General features: G+C 34.4%; 11 protein-coding genes and 1 pseudogene. 5 read left to right on the top strand and 7 right to left on the bottom strand.

From position 1 onward, the window contains the following. Nucleotides 1-144: 144 nt before the first annotated feature. The 3 genes from ACWIUX_RS02565 to ACWIUX_RS02555 all read left to right on the top strand — a co-directional run bounded on the left by ACWIUX_RS02565 (nt 145) and on the right by ACWIUX_RS02555 (nt 3979). Nucleotides 145-309, top strand: a complete 165-nt coding sequence (locus ACWIUX_RS02565; RefSeq protein WP_448589160.1) for a phasin family protein — start codon at nt 145-147, stop codon at nt 307-309. A gap of 20 nt (nt 310-329) precedes the next feature. Beyond that, nucleotides 330-2021, top strand: a complete 1692-nt coding sequence (locus ACWIUX_RS02560; protein WP_448589159.1) for an ABC1 kinase family protein — start codon at nt 330-332, stop codon at nt 2019-2021. 83 nt (nt 2022-2104) lie between these two features. Then, a complete protein-coding gene (locus ACWIUX_RS02555; RefSeq protein WP_448589158.1) occupies nt 2105-3979 on the top strand; it encodes an APC family permease in 1875 nt (624 codons plus the stop codon). Nucleotides 3980-4008: 29 nt separating this feature from the next. Here the strand turns inward: ACWIUX_RS02555 and ACWIUX_RS02550 are convergent, their stop codons facing one another. From ACWIUX_RS02550 to ACWIUX_RS02520, 7 genes are read right to left on the bottom strand one after another with little or no spacing between them, the layout of a single operon-like run. Continuing rightward, nucleotides 4009-7500 carry a translocation/assembly module TamB domain-containing protein gene (locus ACWIUX_RS02550; RefSeq protein WP_448589157.1) on the bottom strand — a complete coding sequence of 1164 codons (3492 nt, stop codon included), beginning with the start codon at nt 7498-7500 and terminating at the stop codon, nt 4009-4011. 35 nt (nt 7501-7535) lie between these two features. Then, entirely contained in the window at nt 7536-8036 is a 501-nt protein-coding gene (locus tag ACWIUX_RS02545) for a bifunctional nuclease family protein (protein ID WP_448589156.1), read from the bottom strand. After that, nucleotides 8017-8517, bottom strand: coding sequence for a 2-amino-4-hydroxy-6-hydroxymethyldihydropteridine diphosphokinase (gene folK, locus ACWIUX_RS02540; protein ID WP_448589155.1), 501 nt, complete (start codon nt 8515-8517; stop codon nt 8017-8019). The genes ACWIUX_RS02545 and folK overlap by 20 nt, the downstream gene beginning before the upstream one ends. Then, nucleotides 8517-9356, bottom strand: coding sequence for a dihydropteroate synthase (gene folP / locus ACWIUX_RS02535; RefSeq protein ID WP_448589154.1), 840 nt, complete (start codon nt 9354-9356; stop codon nt 8517-8519). Before folP ends, folK begins: the two co-directional genes overlap by 1 nt. Further along, nucleotides 9353-9919, bottom strand: a complete 567-nt coding sequence (gene folE, locus ACWIUX_RS02530) for a GTP cyclohydrolase I FolE (RefSeq protein WP_448589153.1) — start codon at nt 9917-9919, stop codon at nt 9353-9355. The genes folP and folE overlap by 4 nt, the downstream gene beginning before the upstream one ends. 33 nt (nt 9920-9952) lie before the next feature. Beyond that, on the bottom strand, nt 9953-10807 hold the full coding sequence (locus ACWIUX_RS02525) for a zinc metalloprotease HtpX (protein ID WP_448589152.1): 855 nt from the start codon (nt 10805-10807) through the stop codon (nt 9953-9955). Next, the gene (locus tag ACWIUX_RS02520) at nt 10791-11339 is read right to left on the bottom strand and encodes a TlpA family protein disulfide reductase (RefSeq protein WP_448589151.1); all 549 of its coding nucleotides are present in this window, start codon (nt 11337-11339) and stop codon (nt 10791-10793) included. Before ACWIUX_RS02520 ends, ACWIUX_RS02525 begins: the two co-directional genes overlap by 17 nt. 207 nt (nt 11340-11546) lie before the next feature. Between ACWIUX_RS02520 and ACWIUX_RS02515 the strand changes: the two are divergent. Next, a pseudogene (locus ACWIUX_RS02515) lies at nt 11547-12008 on the top strand (TaqI-like C-terminal specificity domain-containing protein); the annotation flags it as partial. Between the two features lie 6 nt (nt 12009-12014). Then, nucleotides 12015-12316: hypothetical protein (locus ACWIUX_RS02510; protein WP_448589150.1), on the top strand; the 302-nt coding region annotated here is incomplete at its 3' end.

Genomic DNA, 12316 nt, shown 5'->3' with positions numbered 1-12316 from the left:
AACAGTACCTTGAGAGACTAAACGGGTGTAATAGTGCTCCCATGAAATTACTCAGTGAAAATTCATATTTTAAGGAATTCCTGAGTAGTTTCAAACCCTTGGAGTGTGGAGAGAATAAATGTCTATAAAAAGGGGAACTATAAGATGATAGATAAGCTTTTAAAACAGGTAGATGAGCAAGAAAAAAGGTTAATGCAAATAGTTTCTGAAACTGTTAAAAAGACTGTATCAGAAATGGGCTTACCTACTAAAGATGATATGGAAAAAATTTTAAAGAGACTTGATGACATAGAAAAGAAGAACTCCTAGAAAAAATGAGATAGTTAATTGTGTTCCTTTTTGAATTAGATAAGAGTTATAGGGAATTAAAGCGATATTTCAAGATATTTTCTATATTAATTCGTTATGGTTTTGAAGATTTACTTGATAAAGTTGAAGAACGATTAAGATTTAAATTCTTTTTATTTTGGCAAAAAGGTATCTTTAAGAAAGAAAAGGGAGGTGTTGAGCGCCTTTCTACGCCCGAAAGAGTGCGGCTAGTTTTAGAAGAACTTGGCCCTACTTTTATAAAGTTTGGCCAGATATTAAGTTGTAGACCAGATCTTCTGCCTCCTCAATTTATAAAAGAATTGAGTAAATTACAAGATAACGTTGCTCCATTTCCATTTGAAAATGTAAAAGAGATTGTAGAAAGTCAGTTAAAAAAAACTATTAATGAAGTTTTTACTTCTTTTGAAGAGGTTCCTATAGCTGCAGGTTCTTTAGCTCAAGTGCATAGAGCAGTATATAAAGACAAAGAAGTAGCCGTTAAGGTTCAAAGGCCTGGAATAGAAAAAATTGTTGAGTTGGATATTAAGATTTTATACGATTTTGCCTCATTATTAAAAAAACACTTTCCTGAAATTGGCTATTATGAACCTGACAAAATTGTCGAAGAATTCGCTAAAACTATTAGGAAAGAGATGGATTTTATTAGAGAGGGTAGAAACATTGAACGTTTTAGAAGATGTTTTAGAAATGACGACAAGGTTTATTTTCCGAAAGTTTATTGGGATTTATCTGCTCCAAAAGTTTTGACAATGGAGTATATAAATGGTTATAAGCTTTCTGAAATTGATAACCTTTTGAATTTAGAGATAGACAAAAAAGCTATAGCTCTCAACGGTGCTAATTTCATTTTAAAAGAAATTTTCGAGTGCCATTTTTTTCATGCTGATCCTCATCCGGGAAACATATTCCTTCTACCCAAAAATGTAATGGCTTTTGTAGATTTTGGTATGGTAGGCGTTCTCGATGATTCCATCATAAATTGGATTACTAACATCTTAAACGCCATTTTATATAAGGATGTAGATTTATTGGTAAAGACTATATTAAGTCTTAATATAGCTCCAGTACCAAAGGATACGATCAATTTTAGGATTGATCTATTTGATTTTTTGGAACGTTATTATGAGGTTCCATTAAAAGAACTTAATGTAGGAACGCTAATAGAGGAATTTTTAGATATAATGAGAAAATACAGAATTCGTTTTCCCACATCTTTAGTACTAATGTTGAGAGCGCTCGTAATTCACGAAGGAATTGGTAGAGTACTTTATCCAGAATTTAACATGATAGAATACCTGAAGTCTCATATTAAAAGTTTGACGTTTAAAAGGGTTAATTTTTCTAAAGTATATAAGGACTTCTTTTTTGCAGTAGAGGATGCAACCTTATTTCTTAGAGATTTGCCACCTAATTTAAGAGAAATTTTATTAAAATTAAGGGATGATAATCTTACAATTAAGTTTGATCACAAGGGATTGGAAGGTCTTATTAATCATTTGGACAAAGCAAGCACTCGTCTTAGTCTAGCTATGATAATTGTTGCATTAATGATTGGTTCATCAATGTTATTTCAGTTTCAAACAAGTTTTAAGATATTTGGTTATCCATTATTAGGATTTTTGGGCTTTGTCTTGGCAGGTATATTGGGTTTAAGATTATTTATTGAAATTTTAAAATCTGGAAAGTTGTGAAAAAGATATACATTTACTAATATTAAAAGCTTAAATGTTAAAATATACATATATTTATCTTATTTAGGGAGATTGATATTAATTTGTCTATAACAAATTTAGGTTTAATGAAAGCATCGATTGTAATTTTTTGTAACGTAATACTTTTAATTGCTCTATTCTATTTAACTAAAAGGAAAAAGATTTTATATTATAAAAAAGGCGGAATGCTCTACTTAGGCTTTATGGGGGTTGCTGTAATCACGATGATGGACGAACTAACTTCTATATTTTACGCCCCTGGCGAAGCATTCCACTTTATAGGTGAACACGCTTTATTTTACCTTGTTTTTACCTTTGCAATGGTAACTTTATATTCTTTTTCGTTAACTGAGGTAGCGGAAATTCTTGAAAAAAATAACCTAAAAGGGGGTGGTGTATATAACTTTTCATATCTGGTTCTTGGTCAGACCTTTTCTTTTATAGCCGTCGCCTCTATAATAGTTGACTACATTACTACTGCTGCAATGTCAAGTGTTTCTGCGATAGATAATATCCACTCGCTTTTGGCATTTCCTCATGAACTGAAGATGGTTTTTGAGGTATGTATTATTTTATTCATTACCTTTCTTAATCTTATAGGTATCAAGGAAAACGTTAAGGTAACTTATTCTATATTTATAGCAGCAGCAATTATACTTGTGAATGTTGCTATACTTGGACTCTTTAATTTTAGTTCAGGTTTACCTTTCTTGATTAACGCATATCAATATAGCTTAAAGGGGATATTCAATACAAACCCAATAAACTCTTATATGAACATCACTTTTAATATGTCGGCTACTATACTTGCATTTTCAGGTATTGAATCTGTTTTACAAACACACTCTCTCGTGGAAAACTGGAAGACTATTAAAAAGGCATATATTACGCTTGCGTTGACTGTCGGTATTATAATACCTCTAATAGGAACCCTTGCGCTTTCTCAGGTGCCTGACCCATTTAATCACTCTGAGGACCTTATCACATTTTTCTCCCGTATGCTTGGTGGCTTGCCATTAGCGATAGTGGTTGTAATCTTGGCGACTGTTACTTTGATATTTGCTGTAAATACTGCTATGGTAGCATCAGTTGAGCTTTTAGATAGAGTTGCGGAAAAGTATAAGTTTTCACCGCTGACTAAAACAAATAGATTTGGCGCAGCTTATAGAATTATTATTATTATGTCTGTTGCCTTTATTTCGATAATTTTAGTTACATCTGGAAATCAACACACTGTTGCACAGATGTATGCAATTGGTCTTGTCGCTACATTTGTAATTAATCTTTTTAATCTTATAGTTTATAGAGCGTATAGAGGTAGAGAGGATGTAAAAGAGTACTCGACAAGCATTATTACCAATAGTTTTCTTTTTTTACTGTTTTTAGGTAGCTTTATATTTTTGCTTAAAGATAAACCTGATGGCGCTCTTTTGTGGACATCTTCGCTGATTGTCTTTTTGATATTTGGAACTATTATTATAAAGAATAAGAATATTGATAAGGCTATAAAGGTATCTACTGAAAAACCTCAAGACGTAATAAATTACATAAAGGAAAACGATATATCAAATATTCACATATACTTTAGGAGACCTATGGAACGTAATTTTGAAAGGGTTGATGATTCTTCGAAGATATACGTAACGTTTTTTATGTCACGACAGAAAATACCAGAGAGAATATCTAATAATCACTTTATAATTCCGGTAAACCATTTTTGGGGCGTTGATGGTGGTATAAACGGTCTGCTTGGTTTATTGCAGGAAAGTTTTCCAGATAAAAGGATAGTTATTCATATAGGGTGGCCTACTTCTTCCTGGCTTGAAAGACTTGCTATGGGGTTAAGAACCTATCACATATTGAGATTGCCGACGATTTATCCAAAATTTGAATTTAAGATGGAATTTTTTCCTCAAAAGGAACCAAAGAAGAAATAGAATTTTGGATGTGTTAATTTTTTGAGGCCTTAGAACGAAAACCTATAGTATAAACCGACAAATGTTCCTCTATTGAGCGACGTGTCATTTGTAATTGAGTTTTTCATAACAAAAGAGGTTGTTTTTGAAAGCTGAAGATCTGCTTGATAAGTAGCTTGAGGCTTTGCTTCAAGCGTATAAGTAACAGATGTTGAAACCCTTTTGTTCCAGGATTTTGATATAGAAATTTGCGGTTTTCCGTCGACGGACATACCAAAGGACAATCGGGATAGACCTAATGCTCGTTTTATTGGTTCAAATAATATTCCCTGGGCTTGGGACACCGCAGCTATTGGAGACATTGCTGCGACTGTTGAGGAGTAAACAACTGGGTTTTTACCTGTGCCAACTAGAGCTATTATTTGCGACTCAGTTAGTTCAGGTATTGATGAAAAGGAAAGTTTTGGGCTTTCTATTTGCCCACTTACTGTAAGATATACCTTATATTCTGATATGCTAGTTTGCGCTAAAATATTTACGCTGTGACTAAGGGGAGTATATTTTATATCTCCTTTTGTAATCTGAAATGGCTGATCGAAAACCGAAATCCTTCCTGAATTGACATTAAGATCGGCAAATATTAGTGGGTTGTTTAGTGTTCCGGCAACTTTGACATCTCCCGTTGGATAGAGAGTAAAGAAGTCATTTTGAAGCAAAACATTTTTTCCAATGTTTATGTTGAGATCAAGTTTGATGTTGGGAAGAGCTGAGGCAGCAGCTTCAGCAAGACCCATATGTCCCCTTGTAAGGTTTATATTACCCTTTAACACGGGATTAAATATACTGCCTCCGAAATTCAGATAGAAATCTGCTAAGCCGTTATATGTTTTCCCAACGTCAACATAGAAATTTTTTCCTAAAACGTTTATATCTAAATCTTTTGATTTGGCATTTATTTTCCCATCTAGACTTGCTATTCCGCCATCTTCAATAATGTATCCGGTCATGTTTATTGCATCCCCATCAAGTTTTGCACTAAAATCTTTTATTTTAACTTCCCTGCCACTTACTAATAACGACATGTTAGATATATTTGCATCTCCATTTAGAGTTGGTGAGTCAAAGCTGCCTGATACTTGAAGATTTACATCTCCCTCACATGATTTTATGGACATATTCTTGGGTAATAGAAATGAAAGCAGTGTTATGCTTGAATTTGATATTGAAAGCTTTAAGTTAGCGGTCTCATTACTTTTTAGTGCCTCTTTATTCATTGGCAACGTTCCCTTAAGGTTTGCTATGTGTCCGTCATTTTCTAAGGAGATGTTGTTTACCTTAAGAAAGGGATAGTCTAATGATACATCCATTGATAGCTTTCCACCGCTTTTACCGTTATAATAAATATTATTTGATGTAAGGTTTATATTACCTGTGGTGGTAAGCTTAGAGTGGTATATGTTAAAAGTAGAGTCTGCAAGCAAACTAAATCCTTCAGCATCTATTGGGTAGTTTATAGTTTTTCCACTGATATTTAAATCGGGAGCTATAGAGCCTGAAAAATTTAATTCTCCACCGCCCTTGTAAAGATGTGCGCTGTCAATAAAAAATTCATTGTCGTTGCCATGAAAACTAATGTTAGCGCTTGAAAAAGAATAAAAATTCGAATTGAAATCCTTTATAATTGCTTTTCCTTGCCAGTTTCCATTATCGTAACTTACTTCAAATGACGTGGTACCTTCAAGATAGGTATTTGGATGATAAGGCTTGATATCTTTTATTACATCCTGATAAAACGAAAGATACGATTCAGGTGAAAGTATTGTAATGCCCTTGTTTAGATCTAACGAAAGCACGTGGTATAAAATCCTGTTTGAGGGGGGGTTAGGAAATCCTCTTATTGTTCCAATATTATATAAAAATTTTAAATAAGGCTTTTTGATTATCTTTTCTCCTTCAAGGGTAAAAGGAGAAAGTTGATATAAGGCGTCAAGGGATATGTCTTTGCCGCTTGCTACGAATTTATTTTGGTTTCCCTTGATATAAGCTGTATTTGCGCCTGAAAACAAAGAGATATCAAACTCTACGTTATTCAGGTTTTTTGAAGTTATAGACCCTGCTCCCTTTAAAGAAGCTCCATATCTAGTTAACATTGAGAAGCTAACTTTTGAATTCAAACCACTATTTAAAGAGTATTTCAAATTGAAGTTTGCAGAGCCGCTTTCTACTTCCAGAAAATCTTTTAGATTTAGGTGTATTTCAGATGACAGGGTTTCTTGAGCGATCTCGCCAGAAAAGTTTCCTGATCCTATGGTGCCAGAGAAGTTTATGGGATTTTGTGATAAATCTATAATAGAATTAAAATGAATTTGTCTGTTATTAAAAGGCAAATTTCCGTCAATCTGAGCTAGGTCTCCTTGTTTGTGTAAGCTAAAGTTTACATTTCTATAATTTCCTACAAACGCTACGTTATCACCCTTTGTAGCATATCCTCCGAAAATGGGATAATCAAAAAGGCTTGCTTCTAAGTTACCATATGACGAAAGTCCATCTGTATTTATATTGCCACTTACATTCTTTAACTCAATATTGTTAAACGACATGCTTGGTGCATAAAACTTGCCATAAAAAAATGGTGCATTAACGCTGTCTGTATACAGGTAGGCCCTTACATTTGATTTCAGCTGGGTTAAGGGATAATCTGGCAGAAAAATTTGTGCCTTGCCGTCAGATTCTAGGTTATAAGATAGGCTTATTTTAATTGGGCCAAAGTCAGATTGTTTGGAGGAATAATTTAAATTTAAATTTGGATAATTGATGTATAAATCGAGAGGTCCGCTAAAAATTTTATTGTCAACAGCTGTTGTCAAACTTTCTGATGAGATGTAAATATTTGTAATTGGCTTTTCTTTGTATAGAATAACACTTCCCTCGCCTGAGACTTTCCCTGATTTTATGGATATCCTTTTATCCAAATTAATGAATTGCAAAAGCTCTCTTGCCTCTACATTTTGCGCGTTGAACAAAAATTCTTTTTTATCAGGCTCAATTTTTACTGTGCATTCTATATTTTGGTGATCTGAATTTGAGATTGCTTTAAGATTTAACGTGTTGTTTTCTACAAAACCAAAAGCAACTACTGGAAGAACAACTGTGCTATTTTTTATGATTAAAGTGGAGTTATAAGCGTTTAGCATAAAGTTTGCAGGTGGAGCACCTTCTTTTGGGGTGAAGGCCTCTAAAATATCTTCTGGTAGAGAAAAACCTTTATTTTTAGTAAATAACAAATTTAAAGAGGCATTATATAGTGTAATTTCAGTTGGAGTTATCTTAAAGGGCATTAGAGATATAATAAAGCTAATCTCAACCCTTTTTGCTTTGAAGTCATTTCCAATATTTGCGTTATATAAGGTAATCTTGTTTAAGCCAATTTTGGCCGACTGAAAGCTTGTCCCTTTTGGTAGATTTGAACTTATCTGAGGATATATATAAAATTTTTTTATATTGTCAGCGTTTAAAAGGAGGATTAAACAAAGAAAACACAATAAAACACCCCCCACACAAGCACACTTTAAGCACTTTAATGCCATTTGAAATCTGATGGCTTTAAGTTTTTTATAAAATCTTTAAACTTTTTGGTTTCCTCCTCTTCATCATCAATTTCTTTTCTTACGAAGCTTACCGACGATGACTCGAAAAGATCTCTTTTGACGTATATGGGGGCAAGAAGTCTTACTGCAATTGCAATCGAGTCTGACGGTCTACAATCTAGATACTCTTCTCTATCATTTTGAGAGATTACTATTTGGGCGTAAAATACACCGTCTTTTAGAGATTCTATAATTACCTTTACAACGTTTAAGTCAAACACTTGCATGATATCGCTTATAAGGTCGTAAGCGATAGGTCTTGGGGGCTTTATTTTTTCTATTGCCATAGCAATAGCCCCAGCTTCAAAGGGCCCTACCCATATTGGCAAAACTCTATCCGAATCAATTTCTTTTAGTATGACGACAGTTTGATTATTGGTAGGGTCTATTGTAACGCCCAATACCTTAACTTCAACTAGTTCTGTAGCCAATCTTATCCCCTCTGTTCACTCCTTGTAATTTCTTATAAAAACGACCTAGAATTTCATTAAACAAAGCTTTAATAAAATCTCTCTCCACAATTTTTGGATGTGGAACAACAAGGTCCTTCTCAACTATTTTGTAAGAGAGATTTAATATTTCCATCATATCATTATTCCCTATATAATAATTATAGCTTAATATATCAATGTCAATAACCCTAGGCCCATATCTAAAAGTTTCAAATCTGCCAATTTCCTTTTCAATGTGTTTGCATATATAAAGGAGAGCTTTGGGAGAAAGTTTTGTTTTGATTAGTATCAAACAGTTTGCAAAGTTCGGTTGGTCTGTAATTTCAAGAGGGTCGGTGCTGTATATGTGTGAGACAGCGATGACCTCACAGCAATTTTTTTTTAAAAATCTTATTGCCTTTTTTATATATTCTTTTCTATAACCGATGTTTGAGCCAAGAGACAAAAATGAAAATGGCATTAAATAGCTACTTTTCTCATTTCCTCTGCCATGTCGCAAGCAAATCTTATTTCTTTTGGATCATGAACCCTAAGTGCATGTATACCCTTGTATACGCATATACTAGACATACTAATGGTTGCAGGCAACCTCTCTTCGGTCGGAAGGCCATTTGAAACTGCTCCAGTAAAGCTCTTTCTGGATGGTCCTATGATGTGAAGAAAGCCGTCTTTTAGAAACCTTTCATAATTTGAGCACAGTTTTAGGTTATCCTTAACGCTCTTTCCAAAGCCAAGGCCAACGTCTAAAAGTATGTTTTCTTTTGTAAACCCTCTATTTAGAGCTTTTTGTGCTTGTGAATGTAAAAACTCTGAAATTTCGCTAAAAATATCACTATATTCAGGGTTAATTTGCATTTCCTTTGGGTTTTTCTTCATGTGCATTATAATTAATCCTGGTTTGGGATTAAAGGATGCAACTGTATTGAGCATGCCTTCGGTTCTAAGACCAAAGATATCATTTATTATAATTGCGCCTTCTTCAAGGGCGATTTTTGCAACTTCTGGTTTATAAGTATCGACTGATACGGGTATATTATTTTTAACTAGCTCTTTTAAAACTGGCAAGATCCTTTTTATTTCAATCTCAGATGGGGTAGGATCTACAAACGGTTTTGTAGATTCCCCCCCCAAATCTATTATATCTGCGCCTTCTTCAATCATCTTGAAGGCTCTCTTTACGGCTATATCTGGATTTTCCCATTTACCACCATCATAAAATGAATCAGGGGTAACGTTTAGAATTCCGAGGATAATAGTTTTTCTTAGGTCAAAACTTTTGTGTCGTGCTTTAAACTTCATATGATTCTCCCAAAGATCAGGCTAAGAACTTCAGACCTGGTAGAAGAAGAAGCCTTGAAAGCTCCTCTCAGGGCAGAGGTTACTGTGGTATGGCCTGGTTTTTTAATTCCTCTCATGCTCATACAAAGGTGTTCGGCCTCTACAACAACTGCTACTCCTAAAGGGTTTATGCCCTTCATAATTGTCTTGGCAATATCTGATGTTAGTCTTTCTTGAAGCTGAGGTTTTTTTGAGAGAATATCAACTACTCTTGCAATCTTAGAAAGTCCTACCACTCTGCCATCTTTGGGAAGATATGCTACGTGTGCCCGACCTATGAAGGGTATGAGATGATGTTCGCAAATAGAATAAAAAGGGATATCCTTTATGAGCACCATTTCGTCTGTATTTTCGTGATACTCTACATTTAACACCGAAATAGGGTCTTCATTTATGCCTGAAAAGATTTCCTCATACATTCTTGCCACTCTTTCAGGGGTTTCCTTGAGGCCTTCTCTCTCAGGATTTTCTCCGATTGCTACCAATATATCGTATACTGCCCTTTTAATTTTTTCTTGATCCAACTTTGTCTCCTGCCTTTTTTATTTTATTAAAAACTAGTAAATTCTCATGTTTCTTAATCTCCTTACTCTTTCTTCAAAGGGTGGATGCGTGCTAAAGAGATTAGCAATAAAATCGCCTTGCAACGGATTTACTATGTACATATGAGAGAGAGCAGGGGAGGTATCTGATGGAATCATTTCTACTCCTCTGTGTAGTTTTTCCAACGCATCAGCTAAAGCATCCGGGTCGCGCGACAACTTTGCGCCTTCTTCATCGGCTAAAAACTCTCTCGATCTAGAGATTGCAAATTGAATGAGCATGGCTGCAATTGGTGCAAGTATTAACATCAGTATACTTCCTACAAGGGCTAAGGGATTGTTGTTGTCATCCCTTTCCCTATCAACCCCGAAAAACATTGCCCAACGAGCCATATCTGCTACAAAGGTTATAGTGGAAGCAAGTACAGCCGCAAGGCTGGATATTAAGATGTCCCTGTGTTTTATGTGACCGATTTCATGGCCTAAGACTCCCTTTAGTTCTCTTGCATTGAGCAACCTTAATATACCGCTTGTCACTGCTACTGCAGCGTGTTCTGAGTCTCTGCCTGTTGCGAAGGCATTGGGTGAGGGATCATCTGTAATGTATACTCTTGGTTTAGGTATGTTGGCTCTATAGCTGAGTTCTTCTACAATGTCGTGAAGGATTGGAGCTTCGTCTCTTGATACCTCTCTAGCGCCTGTCATTTTTAGAACTATCTTGTCAGAAAACCAGTACGAAACAAAATTCATTCCTAATGCAATTAAGAAAGCTATTAGAAGGCCACTTTTTCCACCTACTAGGCCGCCCATGCTGATCAAGATTACGCTTAAAAGTCCAAGGAGTAAAAAGGTTTTAATTTGATCTCCCATTTGCTTTTACCTCCTTTGCATATGGCTTTAACCAATTTTCAATTGTATTTATGCTTGTTTCGCCTACATTTACATCCTTTATAACTCCAGATGGAGCTATAAAAAATACTGTTGGAATTGAATTAACTTTGTATAACCTTGCTACCTGCCCGTCTTTATCAGGAAGAATAGGAAATGATACCGGATAATCGCTGATAAATTTTAAAATTCTACTTTCTTCATCTTCTACGTTAATTCCAAATACCAATACATTTTCTTTGAATGATCTGTATAGTTTATTAATTTCTGGCATTTCTACCCTGCAATGTGGGCACCATGTTGCCCAAAAGACTAGTAAAATGGGCTTTCCTCTATATTGTGATAACTCTACTTCAAAACCAGCCATATCTTTTAATTTGAAATCTGGTGCTAATTTGCCTATTAGCTGATTTTCATTTTCAGTTCTTGTAACTTCTTTTTGTTCAACCCTTTGACCACATCCAGATAAAGCTAAAATTAAAGCTATAAGTATGATAAAAAAGATGTATTTCAAGGTAAAAATATCTCCTACACTCTTTATATATTATTCTAACAAAAAAATATAGCATGTTCAAATTAAAATTGGGTTAATATTATAACCAACCTATCTTGTGTGCGAAAAATTCATCTCTTAAATTTTTGTTTACAAATCCCTATCTATATGGTTAAATAATCAAAAAAAAAGGGGGTTTGTGTGCAGATAAATGATTTAACATTTATGTGGGAGCTTCGCCATTGTGCATACTATCCTGAATTTGAAAAGGAAAAGGTAGTTTATTCTGAAATTGTTAGACAACCACAATTTTATCTTGATATAGATGGATTTTATGTAGAAGCTACAAGTTTTCTAATGACTGGAGAAAATACAAAATATATCTGTGGCTTATTAAATTCAAAACCAGTCACTTTCTTTTTTAAAAAATATTACGCTGGTGGTGGATTGGGTGAAGAAGGTTACAGATATAAAAAATCATTTCTAGAAAATTTGCCTATTCCTCCCATTACCCCCGCGAACGAGTCAATAGTAAGACAAATAGAAACACTAGTAGATAAAATTCTCACTGCTAAACGACAAAATCCCAATGCCGACACAAGCCGCTTAGAGCGAGAAATTGACCAGTTAGTTTATAGGCTTTATGATTTGACAGAGGAAGAAATAAAGGTAATTAAAGGTGGGGTGTAAGCTTACTTGAAGGAAGAATTAAACAATATAATTGATTTTTATTTATTGGGTTGCTTTAACGACTTTATAACTCATTATGAAGGACTCAAAGCTGACGAAATTACAGATCTTTGTAGATATTGTTATATAGACTCTCTCATCTACTTAAATAGATTTGAAGATGCAAAGGGTATTTCGGAAAAACTTAATAGTCCCGAATGTGAACTGCTTAATTTTTATATTAACCTTTTTATTTTCGATTCAATGCCGTCTTATTATTTTTCTGATAAAGATGTTGAAAAATGCGACTTTTTCGGTGAATTTGATAA

It is taken from the genome of Thermodesulfobium sp. (genome assembly GCF_053498235.1).
Note: the sequence above shows the minus strand (reverse complement) of the source record. Positions and strands in the feature narration are given on the sequence as shown.